Annotated in this window: 20 protein-coding genes and 2 pseudogenes; 12 read left to right on the plus strand and 10 right to left on the minus strand. The window is 37.2% G+C overall.

The features are described from left to right. The first annotated feature begins 51 nt into the window (after positions 1-51). The 7 genes and pseudogenes from ACIR310F_RS0120680 to ACIR310F_RS0120710 all read left to right on the plus strand — a co-directional run bounded on the left by ACIR310F_RS0120680 (position 52) and on the right by ACIR310F_RS0120710 (position 7,828). On the plus strand, positions 52-2,292 hold the full coding sequence (locus ACIR310F_RS0120680; protein ID WP_028085478.1) for a BamA/TamA family outer membrane protein: 2,241 nt from the start codon (positions 52-54) through the stop codon (positions 2,290-2,292). 90 nt (positions 2,293-2,382) lie between these two features. After that, the gene (gene lpxC, locus ACIR310F_RS0120685; RefSeq protein WP_028085479.1) at positions 2,383-3,231 is read left to right on the plus strand and encodes a UDP-3-O-acyl-N-acetylglucosamine deacetylase; all 849 of its coding nucleotides are present in this window, start codon (positions 2,383-2,385) and stop codon (positions 3,229-3,231) included. Positions 3,232-3,284: 53 nt separating this feature from the next. Continuing rightward, on the plus strand, positions 3,285-3,773 hold the full coding sequence (gene fabZ, locus ACIR310F_RS0120690) for a 3-hydroxyacyl-ACP dehydratase FabZ (protein ID WP_028085480.1): 489 nt from the start codon (positions 3,285-3,287) through the stop codon (positions 3,771-3,773). Positions 3,774-3,966: 193 nt separating this feature from the next. Further along, positions 3,967-4,782 carry an acyl-ACP--UDP-N-acetylglucosamine O-acyltransferase gene (lpxA, locus tag ACIR310F_RS0120695; RefSeq protein ID WP_028085481.1) on the plus strand — a complete coding sequence of 272 codons (816 nt, stop codon included), beginning with the start codon at positions 3,967-3,969 and terminating at the stop codon, positions 4,780-4,782. Positions 4,783-4,948: 166 nt separating this feature from the next. Further along, on the plus strand, positions 4,949-6,106 hold the full coding sequence (gene lpxB, locus ACIR310F_RS0120700; protein WP_028085482.1) for a lipid-A-disaccharide synthase: 1,158 nt from the start codon (positions 4,949-4,951) through the stop codon (positions 6,104-6,106). Positions 6,107-6,155: 49 nt separating this feature from the next. Further along, positions 6,156-6,581 (plus strand): annotated as a pseudogene (locus ACIR310F_RS23385) (DUF4351 domain-containing protein); the annotation flags it as partial. Continuing rightward, on the plus strand, positions 6,581-7,828 hold the full coding sequence (locus tag ACIR310F_RS0120710; protein ID WP_028085484.1) for a DNA cytosine methyltransferase: 1,248 nt from the start codon (positions 6,581-6,583) through the stop codon (positions 7,826-7,828). The pseudogene ACIR310F_RS23385 and the gene ACIR310F_RS0120710, both read left to right, overlap by 1 nt. 125 nt (positions 7,829-7,953) lie before the next feature. On the opposite strand, the gene ACIR310F_RS0120715 is transcribed toward ACIR310F_RS0120710, so the two are convergent. From ACIR310F_RS0120715 to csaB, 4 genes are all read right to left on the minus strand, one after another. Then, entirely contained in the window at positions 7,954-8,532 is a 579-nt protein-coding gene (locus tag ACIR310F_RS0120715; RefSeq protein ID WP_028085485.1) for a Uma2 family endonuclease, read from the minus strand. Positions 8,533-8,613: 81 nt separating this feature from the next. Next, a complete protein-coding gene (locus tag ACIR310F_RS0120720) occupies positions 8,614-9,225 on the minus strand; it encodes a PIN domain-containing protein (protein ID WP_028085486.1) in 612 nt (203 codons plus the stop codon). Positions 9,226-9,230: 5 nt separating this feature from the next. Further along, complete coding sequence (locus ACIR310F_RS0120725; RefSeq protein ID WP_028085487.1) at positions 9,231-9,683, minus strand: hypothetical protein; 453 nt, start codon at positions 9,681-9,683, stop codon at positions 9,231-9,233. A 45-nt stretch (positions 9,684-9,728) separates the two neighbouring features. Continuing rightward, positions 9,729-10,775 (minus strand): polysaccharide pyruvyl transferase CsaB, encoded by a 1,047-nt coding sequence (gene csaB / locus ACIR310F_RS0120730; protein WP_028085488.1) that lies wholly within the window; start codon positions 10,773-10,775, stop codon positions 9,729-9,731. Between the two features lie 131 nt (positions 10,776-10,906). Between csaB and ACIR310F_RS0120735 the strand changes: the two genes are divergently transcribed. Both ACIR310F_RS0120735 and ACIR310F_RS0120740 read left to right on the plus strand, forming a co-directional pair. After that, positions 10,907-11,242, plus strand: coding sequence for a DUF2499 domain-containing protein (locus ACIR310F_RS0120735; protein WP_028085489.1), 336 nt, complete (start codon positions 10,907-10,909; stop codon positions 11,240-11,242). Further along, on the plus strand, positions 11,239-11,553 hold the full coding sequence (locus ACIR310F_RS0120740) for a DUF3593 domain-containing protein (protein ID WP_028085490.1): 315 nt from the start codon (positions 11,239-11,241) through the stop codon (positions 11,551-11,553). The genes ACIR310F_RS0120735 and ACIR310F_RS0120740 overlap by 4 nt, the downstream gene beginning before the upstream one ends. Before the next feature lie 77 nt (positions 11,554-11,630). Here the strand turns inward: ACIR310F_RS0120740 and ACIR310F_RS27510 are convergent. After that, a pseudogene (locus tag ACIR310F_RS27510) lies at positions 11,631-11,831 on the minus strand (hypothetical protein); the annotation flags it as partial. A 51-nt stretch (positions 11,832-11,882) separates the two neighbouring features. On the opposite strand from ACIR310F_RS27510, the gene hisA reads away from it, so the two are divergent. Genes hisA through ACIR310F_RS0120750 form a run of 3 tightly spaced genes read left to right on the plus strand, consistent with a single transcriptional unit; the run spans position 11,883 to position 13,322 of the window. After that, positions 11,883-12,656, plus strand: a complete 774-nt coding sequence (gene hisA, locus ACIR310F_RS0120745; RefSeq protein WP_028085491.1) for a 1-(5-phosphoribosyl)-5-[(5-phosphoribosylamino)methylideneamino]imidazole-4-carboxamide isomerase — start codon at positions 11,883-11,885, stop codon at positions 12,654-12,656. A gap of 40 nt (positions 12,657-12,696) precedes the next feature. Continuing rightward, positions 12,697-12,843, plus strand: a complete 147-nt coding sequence (locus tag ACIR310F_RS25920) for a hypothetical protein (protein ID WP_155963946.1) — start codon at positions 12,697-12,699, stop codon at positions 12,841-12,843. Positions 12,844-12,890: 47 nt separating this feature from the next. Further along, complete coding sequence (locus ACIR310F_RS0120750; protein ID WP_028085492.1) at positions 12,891-13,322, plus strand: TOBE domain-containing protein; 432 nt, start codon at positions 12,891-12,893, stop codon at positions 13,320-13,322. Between the two features lie 152 nt (positions 13,323-13,474). Here ACIR310F_RS0120750 and ACIR310F_RS0120755 read toward each other — a convergent pair whose 3' ends face one another. From ACIR310F_RS0120755 to ACIR310F_RS0120775, 5 genes are all read right to left on the minus strand, one after another. After that, a complete protein-coding gene (locus ACIR310F_RS0120755; RefSeq protein ID WP_028085493.1) occupies positions 13,475-13,759 on the minus strand; it encodes a DUF427 domain-containing protein in 285 nt (94 codons plus the stop codon). A 179-nt stretch (positions 13,760-13,938) separates the two neighbouring features. Beyond that, the gene (locus tag ACIR310F_RS23390) at positions 13,939-14,556 is read right to left on the minus strand and encodes an HNH endonuclease (protein ID WP_051289793.1); all 618 of its coding nucleotides are present in this window, start codon (positions 14,554-14,556) and stop codon (positions 13,939-13,941) included. Then, positions 14,553-16,505, minus strand: a complete 1,953-nt coding sequence (locus tag ACIR310F_RS25020) for an AAA family ATPase (protein WP_081677634.1) — start codon at positions 16,503-16,505, stop codon at positions 14,553-14,555. The genes ACIR310F_RS23390 and ACIR310F_RS25020 overlap by 4 nt, the downstream gene beginning before the upstream one ends. Positions 16,506-16,545: 40 nt before the next feature. Then, positions 16,546-16,824 (minus strand): hypothetical protein, encoded by a 279-nt coding sequence (locus ACIR310F_RS0120770; protein ID WP_028085494.1) that lies wholly within the window; start codon positions 16,822-16,824, stop codon positions 16,546-16,548. After that, the gene (locus tag ACIR310F_RS0120775; protein ID WP_028085495.1) at positions 16,817-17,326 is read right to left on the minus strand and encodes a DUF29 family protein; all 510 of its coding nucleotides are present in this window, start codon (positions 17,324-17,326) and stop codon (positions 16,817-16,819) included. The genes ACIR310F_RS0120770 and ACIR310F_RS0120775 overlap by 8 nt, the downstream gene beginning before the upstream one ends. Positions 17,327-17,334 lie beyond the last annotated feature (8 nt).

Below are 17,334 nucleotides of genomic sequence, written 5' to 3' on the forward strand. Positions count from 1 at the left end.
ATAAGGTAAATAATTTTTGACCATTAATGGTGTGTGGTAGTAGAGAGAAAAATGATTAAAACAAGTTTAAAACGGGGATTAATGGCAATGGTAGCCATTACAGTTCCCATTGTTGGTTCTTCTGTCAAGGCAAATGCCCAAGCTGTTAATAGTCTGGCACGGACAACAGAAATTTTGACAGTAGATACAAACCAACTAGACAAGCACAATCCTGGTAAAATTGACACAAACGAAGGTAGGGACAATCCCCCCGTGGTTGTCCCAAAGATTATAGGAAAACAATCTCACCAAGATACCGCTGTAATTGTGCCAAACCCTACAATAACTCCAATCACAGCACAAGTTCCACAACCAAAGCCGACCCCACCCTCCGGGACTGAATCTAATCAAGAAAATCAGAATCTGCCGACAACACCACCGACATCATCTCCTAACCCAGAAACAACGGAAGCGCGAGTGTTAGTCTCAGAAGTAATTGTGAAAACGGAGACGGGAAAAATCACGCCCGAATTAGAAGCGGAAATTTACAAGGTTATTCGTACCCAAGCGGGACAGACAGCAACTCGTTCTCAACTGCAAGAAGATATTAATGCGATTGTGAGAATTGGGCTTTTCTCCAACGTGCAAGCGCTTCCAGAAGATACTCCTGTGGGTGTGCGGGTGAGTTTTATTGTTACCCCTAATCCTATTCTCAGTAAGGTAGAATTAGAAACCAATCCTGGAACGGGTGTAGCTTCTGTACTTCCTGCGGAAACTGCACAAGAAATATTTAGTAGTCAATATGGCAAAATTCTCAACTTGCGGGAATTACAAGAGGGAATCAAACAATTAACCAAACGTTATCAAGACCAAGGTTATGTATTAGCCAACTTAATTGGAGTACCGAAAATTTCAGAAAATGGAGTTGTCACCTTACAGATAGCAGAGGGGGTAGTGGAAAACGTTAAAGTTAAATTCCGCGATAAAGAAGGACAAGAGGTCAACGAGAAGGGAGAACCAATTCGGGGGCGAACAAAAGATTATATAATTACTAGGGAAGTAGAGTTAAAACCCGGGCAGGTATTTAACCGCAACATTGTTCAAAGAGACTTACAAAGGGTTTTTGGGTTAGCGTTGTTTGAAGATGTCAATGTTTCCCTTGATCCTGGAACTGATCCGAGTAAAGTTAATGTAGTAATAAATGTAGCAGAACGCAGTAGCGGCTCTATTGCCGCAGGGGCAGGGATTAGTTCCGCTAGTGGTTTGTTTGGAACTATCAGCTATCAGCAGCAAAACCTGGGGGGAAGAAATCAAAAATTGGGAACAGAGGTACAGTTAGGAGAACGGGAACTACTATTTGACCTGCGATTTACTGATCCTTGGATTGCGGGTGATCCTTATCGCACTTCTTATACAACTAATATTTTCCGTCGTCGTTCTATTTCCTTGATTTTTGAAGGTAAAGATAAAAACATAGAAACATTCGACCCCAATAATATTACGAATACAGATGCCCAGGTTAGCCCCCGGATTACTCGGCTGGGTGGTGGTATCACATTTACCCGTCCACTCACGACCAATCTCTACAAAAATGCAGCCTGGGTGGCTTCTGCTGGACTGCAATATCAACGGGTTTCTGGTCGTGATGCTGATGGTAATTTGAGGACAGAAGGGGCGCTATTTGATGGTAGCAATATTAGTGCTAAAATTCCTTTAACTGTTTCGCCTTCAGGAGAAGACGATTTATTTCTACTCAAGTTGGGCGCACAAAGGGATCTCCGTAATAATCCGACCCAACCCACAAAAGGTTCTTACCTCAGCTTTGGACTTGATCAATCTGTACCTGTAGGTTCAGGTAGTATCTTTATGACTAGGTTACGGGGTAACTATAGTCAGTATTTACCGATTAAATTGATTGGCTTTAGTAAAAAACCAGAAACTTTAGCATTTAACGCCCAAGGAGGGACAATTTTAGGAGATTTACCTCCCTATGAAGCTTTTACCCTCGGTGGTAGTAACTCGGTGCGGGGTTATGGTGAAGGTAGATTAGGATCTGGTAGCAGTTATATCCAAGCTGCGGCTGAGTATCGGTTTCCTGTTTTCTCTGTTGTCAGTGGCGCAGTATTTTTTGATTATGGTAGTGATCTGGGAACTAGTACCAAAGCCGCACAATTGTTAAATAAAAGTGGTGACGGTTATGGTTATGGTTTAGGTTTGCGGATACAATCTCCACTAGGACCTATTCGCATAGATTACGGCATCACTGATAATAATGAAAGTCGGATTAATTTCGGTATTGGGGAAAGATTTTAATCTGGTCAATAATCAGAACAATATTAATCAGGGTTTCTACTCAAAAATATGGGCAATATTAGTTGTTACAAGATCACAGATGGTGAGACTATGCAGCAACATACTTTAGCTGGGGAAATTACTCAGACTGGTGTGGGGCTGCATAGTGGTGTCAAAACTCAAGTGCGAGTATTACCAGCACCAGCGGGAAGTAGTCGCTTTTTTGTCCGGGTAGATTTACCTGGTTCACCAATTATTCCCGCCCAAATTGCGGCTGTGAGTCAGACTGTGCTTTCTACTCAATTGGGTAAGAATGAAGTCTGTGTTCGCACTGTAGAGCATTTATTGGCGGCTTTGGCAGCTATGGGGGTTGATAATGTCAAAATTGAAATTGATGGACCGGAAATACCCCTTCTAGACGGTTCGGCTGAAATTTGGTGTCAGAAAATTGCGGAAGTCGGTTTAGTTTCCCAAAAAGTAGTGAAAATAACTGCACCTTTAATTATTACTGAACCTATCTGGATTTATGAGGGTGATGCTTTTGTTTGCGCTTTACCCGCTCCAGAAACTCGTTTTAGCTATGGTATAGATTTTAATTTGCCGGCAATTGGTAATCAATGGTACAGTTTTTTAATGAGTACAGATTTAGAAAAGTCTTCTGCTGACTTTGTTTCAGAAATTGCACCTGCGCGAACTTTTGGGTTACAGCATCAAATTGAACATTTACAAAAATCGGGATTAATTAAAGGTGGGAGTTTAGATAATGCTCTAGTTTGTGGTCCCCAAGGTTGGTTAAATCCACCATTACGATTTGCAAATGAACCAGTTCGTCATAAAATCTTGGATCTAGTAGGAGATTTGAGTTTGCTGGGAAATTTCCCTATAGCTCATTTTTTGGCTTACAAGGCTAGTCATAATTTACACATTAAACTAGCCAACAGGATTTTAGAATTGCTCTAAAATTCGCCAATTTACTTATTTTTGTGTCTAATAACTTACGTAAAGTACCACTAATGTCCACTATTACTGAATCTAATTCTCCGTCAGCAAGCAATTCACAGACCATTAAAACTACCTTTAGTATTGAGGAAATTCAGGAACTATTACCCCATCGTTATCCATTTTTACTGATAGATCGGATTATTGACTATGTTCCTGGAAAAAAAGCCGTGGGTATTAAAAATGTTAGCTTTAATGAACCCCAATTTCAAGGGCATTTTCCAGGGCGATCGCTGATGCCCGGTGTGCTAATTATTGAAGCAATGGCACAGGTGGGGGGTGTGGTAATGACACAAATGCCAGATTCACAAGGAGGACTATTCGTATTTGCCGGTATTGATAAAGTTCGTTTTCGTCGTCAAGTTGTTCCCGGAGATCAATTAATTATGACAGTGGAATTGCTGTGGGTAAAACAGCGTCGTTTTGGAAAAATGCAAGGAAAAGCGGAGGTTAATGGACAATTAGCCGCTGAAGGAGAATTGATGTTTTCTTTGATTAGTTAGTCATTAATTGTAATTAAAGAGATCTCAACGGCTAATGTTTAGATACCTTGCAGTTTCGAGAAACCTGGAATAAATTAAACACTAGTATACTACTAATTCTCAATTTTCGCCCTCACACATAACTTACTTTAGCCGACAAGTTTCTTTGCGGAAATATTTAATACAAAAAGCACTTATTTTGGGAGATTCACCCTTGAAAACACTTATTCATCCAACTGCTGTCATCCATGCTAACGCAAAACTCCACCCAACAGTGCAAGTCGGTGCTTATGCTGTGATAGGAGAAAATGTTAGAGTTGGTGCAGATACCGTAATTGGTTCTCACGTTGTCCTAGAGGGACTTTGTGAAATTGGTACAGGAAATCAGATTTTTCCCGGCGCTGTTATCGGTATGCAGCCTCAAGACCTTAAATACGTGGGAGAACCGACCTGGGTAAAAATCGGTAACAATAATTCTATCCGTGAATATGTAACGATTAACCGCGCTACTGGACATGGAGAAGCGACAATTATCGGTAATGGGAACTTATTAATGGCCTATGTTCATGTAGGTCATAATTGTGAGATTTCCGATTCTGTTATTATTGCTAACTCTGTAGCATTGGCAGGCCATGTACATATTGAATCACGAGCTAGGTTGAGCGGTGTTCTAGGTGTGCATCAATTTGTACACATTGGAAGAATGTCAATGATAGGCGGTATGGCACGTATTGATAGAGATGTACCCCCTTATATGTTAGTTGAAGGAAATCCCGCAAGAGTCCGATCAATGAATGTAGTAGGATTAAAACGTTCAGGGATGGCTGTTAGCGATTTTAAACTAATTAAAAAAGCTTTTCGTCTGCTTTATCATTCTGATTTGCTGTTTAAAGATGCTTTACAAGAGTTGGAAAATTTGGAAGATACGGAAGAATTAAAACATCTTCGGCGTTTTTTGCTACTTTCCCAAATGCCGGGAAGACGCGGTTTAATTCCCGGAAAAGTCAAAAAAACAGTCATTGATGAATAATAGGAAATGAAATCTAGGCCGGGGTTTTCCCGTCCTTAAAATTTACCAGTGACTCTGTTTTGGTGGGAAGAATTAAGTTTTAAAAAACCACAAAGACGCAAAGGACACGAAGAAAGAAAAGAAGAATTAAGAAAACAGAAAAGGAAGTAAAAATCTAAAATCTAAAATGCGAATATTTATTAGCACTGGTGAAGTTTCTGGAGATTTACAGGGTTCGCTATTAATTGCAGCACTTCAACGTCAAGCTGTGGCCGTCGGGTTGACGTTAGAAATTGTGGCTTTGGGTGGGGAGAAAATGGCGCAAGCTGGGGCGAAAATTTTGGGTAATACTAGCGGTATTGGTTCAATGGGTTTGATTGAATCTTTGCCTTATGTTATTCCTACATTAAGAGTACAACGGAGTGCGATCGCTTATTTAAAAGAAAATCCCCCCGATTTAGTTGTACTAATTGATTATATGGGTCCTAATTTGGGAATTGGGACTTACATGAAGGAAAATTTACCTGATATTCCTGTCGCTTATTATATCGCTCCTCAAGAGTGGGTATGGTCAATGAGTTTTCAAAATACCAACCGCATTGTTGGTTTTACAGATAAACTATTAGCAATTTTCCCAGAAGAAGCGCGATATTATCAACAAAATGGGGCTAATGTTTGTTGGGTAGGACATCCTTTAATTGATAGAATGGCAAATGCACCCAGTCGAGAAATTGCCAGGGAGAAATTAGGAATTAAAGAGGAAGAAATTACCATTGCTTTGTTACCAGCTTCTCGTGATCAAGAATTAAAATATCTATTACCAGTTATTTTTGCAGCGGCTAAAAATATTCAATCTCATCTACCAAATGTGCATTTTTGGATTCCTCTATCTTTGGAAACATTTAGAAATAGAATTACAGCAGTAATTAAAGATTATGGCTTGAAAGCTACAGTAGTTTTAGGTCAACAAAGAGAGGTTTTTGCAGCGGCTGATTTTGCAATTACTAAATCGGGAACCGTGAATTTAGAATTAGCATTATTAAATGTTCCCCAAGTTGTAGTTTATCGTCTACACCCGCTTACAGCTTGGATTGCACGTCATATTCTTAAAGGTTCAATTCCCTTTGCTTCTCCAGTAAATTTAGTTGTCATGCGCGAAATTGTCCCAGAATTTTTACAGGAAAAAGCCACAACAGAGAATATTACCCAAGCTGCTATAGAATTATTATTGAATTGTCAAAAAAGACAAAAAACCTTGACAGATTATCAAGAAATGCGCCATTGTTTGGGAGAATTGGGAGTGTGCGATCGCACAGCCAAAGAAATATTAGCAATGTACATTTAATTCAAATGACTCGTTTTATCCATGACCAATTCGCAAAAGATTACCTAGAAGAACTACTAAAAGCCTATGGTTAAGACTTCTAGGAAGAGGAACAGTACAAAAACAAGCAATTGATGAATTAGTTGCGTTACCATCAAATCAGCCCTATGTAGAAATTACATTAGAGCTACTTTATAACCTCCAGCAGAATTTAAGAATCAATCAAAGTTCACAAACAGAAGATAGGGAGTTGATTATGAGATTAGCACCACTTTACCAACAAGATCGAGAACTAGCTAAACAAGAAGGAGAACAACGTCTAATTATTCGATTATTAAATCGTCGAATTGGTGAAATTGAATCATCATTAATTCAAAGAGTCCAAACATTATCTATTGAGCAACTTGAAGAACTTGGAGAAGCTTTGTTAGATTTTACTTCAATTGGAGATCTAGAAAATTGGCTGCAATCTGTAAACTTAATCATAACTAAATAATGACCAAAAAACGACCAATTGCAGTTGATTTATTTGCGGGTGCAGGGGGAATGACATTAGGTTTTGAACAAGCTGGGTTTGATGTCCTTGCTTCTGTGGAAATAGACCCAATTCATTGTGCAATTCATCAATTTAATTTTCCCTTTTGGACTGTATTATGTAAAAGCGTGGAAGAGACGACAGGGGAGGAAATTAGGAATAGTTCTCAAATTGCTAATCAAGAAATTGATGTAGTATTTGGTGGTCCACCCTGTCAAGGTTTCTCATTAATCGGAAAACGTTCTTTTGATGATCCAAGAAACTCTTTAGTTTTCCATTTTATTAGGTTGGTTAGAGAATTACAACCTAAGTTTTTTGTATTAGAAAATGTCAAAGGAATGACAGTCGGTAAACACAAAGAATTTATTGCAGAAATCATTAGTCAATTTTTCAAAAGTGGTTATCAAGTTAATGCAAATTATCAAGTTTTAAATGCGGCTAATTATGGAGTACCACAAAATCGAGACAGGTTATTTTTACTCGGTTCACGTCAAAATATAGAATTACCCAAATATCCAGAAAAAATTACATTCCCTGGTCAAAAATCTCCGACAGTTTGGGACGCATTACAAGATTTACCAGTCATAGAAAACTATCCAGAATTATATCAACAAGATTGGATAATTACTGAATTTAGTAACCTTAGTAATTATGCTAAAAAACTGCGTAATCTGAAAATTGTCAAAAATAACTATTCCTATCAACGTCAGTATGATCATAATTTACTCACATCAAGTTTAAGAAGTAAACACTCACCCGAATCTATGGAAAGATTTGCATCCACACCCCATGGTAAAATTGAATCAATCAGTCGTTTTCATAAACTTGATCCTCATGGTTTATGTAATACCTTAAGAGCGGGAACACCTAGTAATAAAGGTGCATTTACTTCTCCTCGTCCCATACATCCTTTTATTCCCAGATGTATTACTGTGAGGGAAGCTGCGCGTTTACATTCCTATCCTGATTGGTTTAGATTTCATCCCACAAAATGGCATGGTTTTCGACAAATTGGTAATTCTGTTCCCCCGCTTTTAGCGCAAGCAGTCGCAGAGGAAATTATTCAAGTTTTAGATATTAAATCGTCTCAACCTCAAGGTATTAAAGAGTTAGGGGATATTAACTTATTAACATTTGATATGTCAGCAGCAGCGAAATATTTTGGAGTAAACCCTCATGTTATAGAACCGAGAACTAGGAAACAATGAATATTGCAGATTTAACGAACCACAGAGACACAGAGGACACAGAGGTAATGAGAAGATAAAGTGGAGTGGTTTTTTATAAGTTTTGTAGAAATTTATATCTGGTATTGTGAATGAATAAATAATATCTATCCCCAAACAATTTCCATATTTAAAATAAATCCTGATAAAATATTTTCACCTGATAATTCTTGAGGAAAGTCTAATATTTCTACTGGTTTACCAAGACGATAAATTTCAACTTGACCCATTTTCCGATTAATTAACCAACCTAATTTAACTCCATTATTCATATATTCCTGCATTTTTGCCCGTGTTTCTTGCAAACTATCACTGGGTGACATTAATTCTAAAACAAAATCTGGAGCAATTGGTGGAAATTTTTCTTGTTCTTCTGGTGTCAGTGTATCCCATCTATCTTTTTTTATCCAAGCAGCATCAGGAGAACGATTTGCACCATTGGGAAGTTTAAAACAAGTGGAAGAATCGAAACAAACTCCTAATTTAGTTTGACGATTCCAAATTCCAAAATCAATACCAATTTCAAAATTACGTTTTCCTGTTTCTCCTCCGGTTGGTGACATAATCAATATTTCTCCTTTGGTATTGCGTTCAAATTTGACTTCAGGATTTTCTCGACAGAGTTGATAAAATTGGTTTTCGGTAAGTTGGATAATGGGGTTTAAGTTGACTGTGATAGCTGTCATAATCAATCTCCTTGAGGATGATATCAACCTTAACTAAATTATAAAGTAAGTTGCAGGTTTTGTCATCACAATTTAAGTTAGTTAGACAATCCCGATTTGATTTTTAATATAGCCAAATCCAGCATCAAATTTAAATAATATTCGGCAATTATATTTATCTAAAGCTTCTTGAATATCTGGATTATCGAAGTCCTTAGAATTTCTATTAATAAAGCAACATCGCTGTTCACCTGACTTATTCAAATGTTCAACAACCGAAGCGTAAACAATAGCATCCTGGGGTGTAAAGTCAAGATCAGACTGATATCCCATAGCTGCGGTTAATATCTCCACTGTTAAAGGAATGACTTTGCTAACCACTAATAACTTCTCTACAACTATTTGGAATCTTTGCTTTTCTTCTCTTCCACTATTTACCAAAAACTCAGTAATCTCTTGATAAGTATGTACCTGTTGTTGGTAAGGTAGAGAACGTCCAAGCTGAGAAAGCTCTTTATGCAAATCTTGTGATAAGTTTCGACGATTTTTTTCCCTACGAATTAGCGTTTCATAAGGTTCTGTAAGACTGAATGCGGGTAAAATCAAATTTATTCTTCCTGCTTCTGCCAAGTCTAGCAGTTTTTGACAACTTTCCTGCTGCTCCTGAAGCAACGCCAGTTCTAAGACAAAATTCGTTTCTACATAAACATCCATTACAATCAAACCAGTTCCTCTAATTTTAGGTGTCCGTGGTGAATAGCATCAAATAGACCTGAATTTACTAACCAATCCATATTTTCCGGGAGTAAATCAACAGATGGTAATGTTAATATTTGATGAAGCCAAGCAGAAACTATTAGCTCAAAACCTTCACTACTAATTTCATAGTTGGGAGCATAAGCTTTAGGGTAATAAGGCTTAAGAAAAGATTCAGGGTTAATTTCATAATCTGGCTCTATCAAATCAGTAGATAAACCTATATTTTTCCACAAATAAAATTTATCTGGAAGTGCTAATAGAAAAAAAGGTGCTTCTGGAAGTAACCCATGAGCATACATATTGCGTCGCATTTTAGCAGCCCAAATTTTAGATGCACTACGTTTATTTTTAACTTCCACTAAAAGCTGTAAATGTCTATCTTTTCCGTGTACTGCCATATCAGCATAATACATCTATATAACCTCATAACTAGGAAATGACTCACCTATTCGGAAATTTCATTTTAACACTTTACTTAACAAATCCCGATGTAAAAAAGCTCCATTTACTAAAGATTGAATTTTCGTATCTGACAAGGATTCACCATGATGATAATAATCAATCCAAGTTTTACTAATTAACTCTACATCCTCTGGTAAATTTTTTAAATCCCAACCAGGTATTTTTAGATCTTCCATTAAATGATTGACTTTAGGATCATAACTCAATGCAAAACAACGAGAACCTTCACTAGCTGCCATAATTAAACTATGTAAACGCATTCCTATGGACATTTCCACACCACGAAATACACCTTTTAAAACTTGTGGATCTTCGGAACAAATAACTCTACTCACATCTTGTAATTGAGTATGAATTTTTTCCGCAATTCCTAGATCTTCACTTTTTTGAAATGGCAATAGTAAAATAAAGGCTTGAGTTTCTTTTTGCAAATTAACTAAAGCTTGAGTTAAATTTGTTAACCGATTTTCTGTTAGTTGAGGATGATTTCTTAAAGTAACCGCAATTCTCGGTTTTGGTAAATCTGCTAATTCTGGTACTGGCTTTGATTCTAATGCCCAAACCGGGTCAGGGGCAAGGATATGAGGTATACTCCAATCTGATAATAACCGAGAACTAGCAACGTCACGCACACTCACCTGAGTACAACCCGCAAAATTCCGCTGGGCTAAAAATCGAGTTTGGGAACGCAACAAAGGACCTATACCCTGTCCCCAAGCCACAGTTTTCAAACCCATAGCTTGAGCTAAAGCCATCAATCCGCCATAATAAAAAGGGCTAATTATGCTAGTAGCATCTTGAATTAAACTACCACCACCCCAAATAAAAGCATCACAATAGCGCAAAGCCTTGAAGACGGAGAAAAACGCCATACGATTGTAACATTCCACACCGTAATGACGATGAGTTTCTTCAGGATTTCCAGAAAGCACCACAGGAGTAACATCTAGTGGTAACATTTGCAGAAGTGTGGCTAACAAAGCTTCATCACCACCATTACCCTTACCGTAATACCCAGACAATAAAACCCGCATTTTCGCCATTTTAGATTCTAGATTTTAGATTTTAGATTTTAGATTTTGGACTACCAATTTTTTTTAACCTAGTTATCTACCACTGACAACTAACAACTGACCATTGACAACTGACCATTGACAACTGACCACTGATAATTATGCACGTACTTTCAATTCCCACCTGGATAATTCATATTTCCAGCGTCATTGAGTGGATAACCGCAATATGGCTAATTTGGATATATGGTGAACTGACAAAAAATCGAAGTTGGTGGGGATTGTCCTTTGCTATGTTACCAGCTTTAATTAGCGCAATGTGTGCTTGTACTTGGCATTATTTCGACAATTCCCAAACCCTAGAATGGTTAGTCACCTTACAAGCTACCATGACATTAGTTGGTAACTTTACCCTTTGGGCAGCAGCTTATATAATTTGGCGTTCTACCAAAGCTACAAGCCCCATGAAGACACAAACCATCAAATCAGAACAATGATATCAAAAGAAACCCTCTTTGCCCTGTCTCTGTTTCCCTACTTGGGTTTCTTGTGGTTTATCAGCCGCGTTCCTCAAATGCCACGTTTAGCTCTATATGGATTTTACGGCACATTGGTATTTGTCGCCGTTACCATTCCTGCCGGCATTTACGCCCAAGTGCAGTATGGAGAACAATTAGCCAATGTAGACTGGTTACATGGCAGCGCAGAAGCCTTTTTAACCCTAGCTAACATCTTACTAGTCTTAGGCTTCCGCCAAGCAGTACAGCAATTAGGTGACAGGGAACAGGTGACAGGAAACAGGGAATAGGGAACAGAGAACGAACAACTGACCACTGACAACGAACAACTGACCACTGACAACGAACAACTGACCACTGACAACTGACCACTGACAACTGACCACTGACAACGAACAACTGACAACTGACAACTGACAACTGACCACTGACCACTGACAACGAACAACTGACCACTGACCACTGACCACTGACCACTGACAACGAACAACTGACCACTGACCACTGACCACTGACCACTGACCACTGACCACTGACCACTGACAACTGACAACTGACCACTGACCACTGACTACTGACAACTGACCACTGACAACTGACAACTGACCACTGACAAATTATGGAAGTAATACCCGCAATTGATTTACTAGCAGGTCGCTGTGTGCGACTATATAAGGGAGACTACGCACAATCCCAAGTATTTAGCGAAAATCCCGTAGAAGTTGCGAAAATGTGGGCTGACCAAGGCGCGACCAGATTACACTTAGTTGATTTAGATGGCGCAAAAGCTGGTAAAATAGTTAACTTAGCAGCCATTGCAGCCATTAGAAATAATCTTTCCATACCCATTGAAGTTGGGGGCGGATTGCGCGATCGCTCCAGTGTGGTAGAATTATTCAATCTAGGAGTAAATTGGGCAATTCTGGGAACTGTCGCAGTTGAACAACCCCAACTAGTCCAGGAACTCTGTCAAGAATTTCCTGAAAAGATTATTATTGGTATAGATGCCCGTAACGGCTTAGTTGCTACTCGTGGTTGGTTAGAAACCTCATCAGTATTAGCCACCCAACTAGCAGTACAAATGCAGGAATTAGGGGCAGCAGCGATAATTTATACTGATATAAACAGAGACGGAACATTACAAGGACCAAATTTAGACGCATTACGAGAACTTGCTGCGGCCATTTCCATACCCGTAATTGCCTCTGGTGGTGTAAGTTCTGTTACTGACTTATTAAGTTTATCAGCCTTAGAACCCCAAGGTGTAACAGGTGTGATAGTGGGTAAAGCCTTGTATACTGGTAATATTATCCTCAAAGAAGGATTACAGGCCATTGGACCGGGGAAAATACAAGATATACCACCAGATTTTGGTATTTCTAGCTTTGCTTAGTATCACACTACTAAGTAGGTTGGCGGGAAAAATTGTCGTTATGACAAGGGAACAGGGAACAGGGAACAGGGAAGAGGTTTTGGGTAACTTTACTTTTCGTTACTTATGTCAATTTTTTTTCGGCTACCTAGTTGTATTAACAGTTTTACCCCGTATCCCTAAATTCTCTGAGAAATCAGAGGTGTAAAGCTAACAATTAAATTAGTTATAATTAGTCAATAAGTTAGTAATTTTATGCCAAGAAAAAGCCAAGGTTGGGTAACATTTCAAATATCTGAAGAAGAACGCCAGATTTTAGAAGAATTTTGTCAAAATTCCCAACGTACGAAAACAGAAATTTTACGGGAATTAGTCCGGGGACTTAGGAAATATTCATCACCATTATCATTATCAAATATCCAGGAAAAACCAGAAATTAACAAACCTGAATTTGAAGTTGTTAGTGCTAAGAAACCATTAAAAGTCAGTTCCCGCAATGTTCTCAAGGGAGTTGTGAAACGAGTCACCACAGGAACTATAAATACGGAAATAACCTTAGAAATTGTTCACCGAGTCGAATTAACTTCAATGATTACTAGAGTTTCCGCAGAGGAGTTAGAATTATCTGAAGGGACGGAAGCCTATGCTGTGATTAAATCTAATGATATTGTCATTGCGAAAGATTAGAAAAAGATGGAGATATACCGGTTCTTTTAGTGAGATACAATAACCCCACCCCCAACCCCCTCCCCGCAAGCGAGGAGGGGGCTATGATCATAGTGAGTTACACTGTTACTAACACACCTTATTTGTCCCAACCATGAGAGTTTAATCTTAGTTTAAACTTCTACTTTTACACCTTTCCAGAAAGCAATATAACCTTCGATATTTTTAGCTCTCTCTTTGGTGCTTGGATAGTACCAAGCAGCATCTTTATTAACTTGACCATCAACTTGAATACTATAATAATTAGCAACCCCTTTCCAAGAACAAGTGCTGTGAGTGCTGCTGTCTTGAAAATATTCCTTCTTGATAGAGTCAGCAGGGAAATAATGGTTTCCTTCCACAACTACGGTATTATCGCTTTCGGCTAGAATAGCACCATTCCAAATTGCTTTCATGATTTGAGTTTAAAAAAGTTCACAATTTATATTGTGACATCTAAATTGAGAATTTGTACTCATAAGTTCTGAAATATTTTTTCTACTGTAATTTATTTCCATTCACAAATCACAAATAATACATTAATCAATAAGATTTATTACATATATAAAAAACTAACAATGTTTTTAAATATATAAAACTATCTCACCCCCATAATGTATGCTATCTTGTCTACTTCTACTAATCCTTGACGTTCTAATTCATAAGCAATAAAGGGATATTTTTCTTTTAAATGGTCAAAAGAATACTGTTTTTTGCAATAGTCTATTAGCTTATATAAACGCCCCAATTGCCACATTTCTTCATTAAGTTTTAGTTCTTTAATTGTATAAACTACTCTGCTTTTTAGTGGTTCTAAAAGATTAGGATTAGGTTTAATAAGCATAGAAGGAAAATTAAGAATAAAACTATCTGCTGGTAAGAAAAAAGGATCTATAATCTCTTCTTTTATTCCTTTATTAGAGTTCATTTTTGAGCAAATAAGGCGGAAATTATCCCACTCATAAGCTAGTTCAGGTTTAACACTTTTAGGAATAAAATGATCAACTTCTGGCCTACCAGTATCATAAGGAATCCATTGTGCTGAATATACACAAATATGATTACAAGCATCGTATAAATCACGCAATGATTTCCGCCAATAATCTCTCCAATCTTTTGTTTTAGGATTAGGAACTTGACTTAAAAAGGCTAAACCTGGTTTTCTAACTTTTTGGTCAAAATCATCAGGTTCAGGCTGGGGTTTAATAGGAATCATAAATGTACTCCATGTTGTTGTGCAAAATAAACCCACCTTGGCCAAAATCTATCATCTTCTGATAAATACCTGGCCAAATCATGTGATACTCTTACGACATCTTCCGAATTGGGATTATCTGATAATTGTAAAACTTTCGCTGCTTCTATAGCCTTTTCTGCTTCCAAAGAACGCGAATGACGCAATTTAAAAACATCAGACATTAACCAATAATCTACCACACCTTGACGAATAAAAGGAAGTTCTTCAATTTGGACTTCATTCCTTAATAAATCGCTTTTCACCAGTTCTAGACTAAATAACTTATCAACTCTTTGATCAAATCTAGGTTCTACAGATGCCATAACTAAAGGAGAATGAGTAGCAACCATAATTTGTACTTGTAAATCAGATGCTAACTCATCTCTCACATCTAACAAAGCAGGTAAAATAGCCCTTTGCCATTGGGGGTGAAGATGTGCTTCTAATTCATCTACTAAAATAACCATTCTCTTCTGTGGTTCTCTGCGGATAAGTTTTGATTGTATTTTATGTTCTTCATAAGCCCAAACTATCAAATAAGCCATTGTAATTATCCGCTGTACCCCTGCGGAAGCATGAATAATGGGAACAGTTCCATAAGGATGTTCTATGGTGGGAATTTCTCTAGCATCATAAGGAAGTCTAACAGGTTCTCCCGGTTTCAAAATTCCTAAATCACCCTGTTCTGGAGGAGATAAACGTTCTAATACTTTTACTAAGGTGTCAAATGGATATTTATCTGGTCTACTTTGCCATTGAATCCAATCTTGTAATAATCCATTAATAAAAGTATTACCATTTTCATCTTTTTGACCATTCCATAACTCATCTTTTGTAAACACAAAAGGAAGTGGTTTTTTCTCAATATTTTTAACACGAGATGAAGATGACAAATATTGTTTTGCTGTGTCCCATACGGCAAAAGAACCATCTACTCTGGCATAAATTAAAAGACCTGGAATAGTTGAGCGATTTTTAATTTCATTCCATCTTTGAAGCTGCCAATCATAAGAAATACTCTCTGTATCAGATTCCGAATCTCCAGAAATTTTAAATGTAATTACGGGTTCATCTTCAGTTACAGTTGGCATTGGATATGCTGGTAAATTTGCCCACTGTCCAGTTAAAGCCCACCACACACATTCTAGTAAAAAAGTTTTACCTAATCCATTATCACCTGTAATTAAACTCAGTCGTTCTGCTGGTTCAAAACAAAGTTTTTTGGCAGCACCTACACCTTGTATTTCTAAATAAGTTAAAGTACCTTCTTCTGGTAGAATATCTGGAGGTTTGCCAATAACAGTTTTTAATTCTTCCCAAGTAACTACTTTATCTTGAAAAAGATTGTTTATATTGATGTTATCTGGGATGGAAATATCAAACAATTGAGTGATTTCTTGTTCATTTAACAAAAACTCATTTTGGAAATTTTGAATAATATCTTCTGCTGTTGTTTCAGATGACCATTCTTTTTCACGATATATCCAGACGGCTAAATGGAAAATAGGAATTACTGGATTATCATATTGAGATAAACAAGATTTTAAGATTTCGATATAGTTATGTTTCCAACCCCAGTGATCATCATTGATTTGATGATTTAGTAATGCTTGACCAACTATTTGTGTATCAATATTTTCTATAATAAAATAATCTATATATCGCTTAAGTGTTATCCATTTATGAAGTGTCATCCAGCTATTTCTAGTTTTTGGTAACCCGAAACATCTATAAAAATATGCTGATTCCTTACAGGGTTTATAGTGATTTTCTAAAAAATCTTCAATTTCTGAATATAGAGATATTTCAATAGTATTACCTAGTGGTAATCGTAATTGCTTAAATTTTAAAAAAGTGATTCCCCAAAAAGAATCTACCTTTTCCAAATATTTAAGAGACTCTTTGATTTGGTCAATACTAATAAACATGAGTTTATCCCGTTCGCTTTTTTAAGTTAATCCGAAGAAATTATAGGTCAAATTCTTTCACAAGATAGTAAAATACAAAACCCTGGGTAATTGTCAAAACCAGCTTACCTGGATTATAACAAAAAATATCCAACAAACACAATTTACCAGAACTAACGCAAAAAATCTCTAAAACTCTTCTTCCTTCGCTGTCTTCGCTCCTTCGTGGTTCATTCAATATCTTATCATCATCAAGACAACACAAGCATATATCTACGCCAAGTTGGTTATTCATTACTTCACTATCTTCAAACAACTTAGTTGTACCAAAATTACTCAAACCAATCTTCACCTCCCGGTAATTGTGCTAAATAATTATCAATCATCTTTGCTAACTCTTTAGGTTGATATTCATAAGTTAACAACAAAAGATTTTCCGCAAAATCAATTAATTCTTTTTCTTGTAATCTTCCAGAAACTTGACTCGGTTTTAAAGTCCCACCAAAAATCTCCGCACTAGCAGGACGAATTGCCATTTCTACAGCTTCTGCTAAATATTCACCCCATTGATCAGATTTAATATAATAGGATGTTTGATGATCTTTAATATTCAGTTTGGCAATTTGAATCACAGAATCAGAAATTGAAGCAATCCAAGAATTAGTTAAACGCTGTTCAATTTGATTTTTAATCAGATGAATAACCAACCTCACTAAAAAAGCTTCTATTTTTCGCAAAGTTCCCTGTTTGCTCATATCCTCCAAATCATCAAGAATTTCCAAGGCATCATCATAACGCCCTTCTAAAATACTTCGTTTTAATTCCATTAATTCTTGCGTCATGTTTATTG

Origin of the sequence: Dolichospermum circinale AWQC310F, assembly GCF_000426925.1 — a bacterium.
GTDB classification, from domain to species: domain Bacteria; phylum Cyanobacteriota; class Cyanobacteriia; order Cyanobacteriales; family Nostocaceae; genus Dolichospermum; species Dolichospermum circinale.

What these genes read in the sequence shown, in the direction of transcription:
- ACIR310F_RS0120680 (WP_028085478.1), top strand. Translation starts at nt 52, where the DNA reads ATGATTAAAACAAGTTTAAAACGGGGATTAATGGCAATGGTAGCCATT.
- lpxC (WP_028085479.1), top strand. Translation starts at nt 2,383, where the DNA reads ATGCAGCAACATACTTTAGCTGGGGAAATTACTCAGACTGGTGTGGGG.
- fabZ (WP_028085480.1), top strand. Translation starts at nt 3,285, where the DNA reads ATGTCCACTATTACTGAATCTAATTCTCCGTCAGCAAGCAATTCACAG.
- lpxB (WP_028085482.1), top strand. Translation starts at nt 4,949, where the DNA reads ATGCGAATATTTATTAGCACTGGTGAAGTTTCTGGAGATTTACAGGGT.
- ACIR310F_RS0120710 (WP_028085484.1), top strand. Translation starts at nt 6,581, where the DNA reads ATGACCAAAAAACGACCAATTGCAGTTGATTTATTTGCGGGTGCAGGG.
- ACIR310F_RS0120715 (WP_028085485.1), bottom strand. Translation starts at nt 8,532, where the DNA reads ATGACAGCTATCACAGTCAACTTAAACCCCATTATCCAACTTACCGAA.
- ACIR310F_RS0120720 (WP_028085486.1), bottom strand. Translation starts at nt 9,225, where the DNA reads ATGGATGTTTATGTAGAAACGAATTTTGTCTTAGAACTGGCGTTGCTT.
- ACIR310F_RS0120725 (WP_028085487.1), bottom strand. Translation starts at nt 9,683, where the DNA reads ATGTATTATGCTGATATGGCAGTACACGGAAAAGATAGACATTTACAG.
- csaB (WP_028085488.1), bottom strand. Translation starts at nt 10,775, where the DNA reads ATGGCGAAAATGCGGGTTTTATTGTCTGGGTATTACGGTAAGGGTAAT.
- ACIR310F_RS0120735 (WP_028085489.1), top strand. Translation starts at nt 10,907, where the DNA reads ATGCACGTACTTTCAATTCCCACCTGGATAATTCATATTTCCAGCGTC.
- ACIR310F_RS0120740 (WP_028085490.1), top strand. Translation starts at nt 11,239, where the DNA reads ATGATATCAAAAGAAACCCTCTTTGCCCTGTCTCTGTTTCCCTACTTG.
- hisA (WP_028085491.1), top strand. Translation starts at nt 11,883, where the DNA reads ATGGAAGTAATACCCGCAATTGATTTACTAGCAGGTCGCTGTGTGCGA.
- ACIR310F_RS25920 (WP_155963946.1), top strand. Translation starts at nt 12,697, where the DNA reads ATGACAAGGGAACAGGGAACAGGGAACAGGGAAGAGGTTTTGGGTAAC.
- ACIR310F_RS0120750 (WP_028085492.1), top strand. Translation starts at nt 12,891, where the DNA reads ATGCCAAGAAAAAGCCAAGGTTGGGTAACATTTCAAATATCTGAAGAA.
- ACIR310F_RS23390 (WP_051289793.1), bottom strand. Translation starts at nt 14,556, where the DNA reads ATGATTCCTATTAAACCCCAGCCTGAACCTGATGATTTTGACCAAAAA.
- ACIR310F_RS25020 (WP_081677634.1), bottom strand. Translation starts at nt 16,505, where the DNA reads ATGTTTATTAGTATTGACCAAATCAAAGAGTCTCTTAAATATTTGGAA.
- ACIR310F_RS0120775 (WP_028085495.1), bottom strand. Translation starts at nt 17,326, where the DNA reads ATGACGCAAGAATTAATGGAATTAAAACGAAGTATTTTAGAAGGGCGT.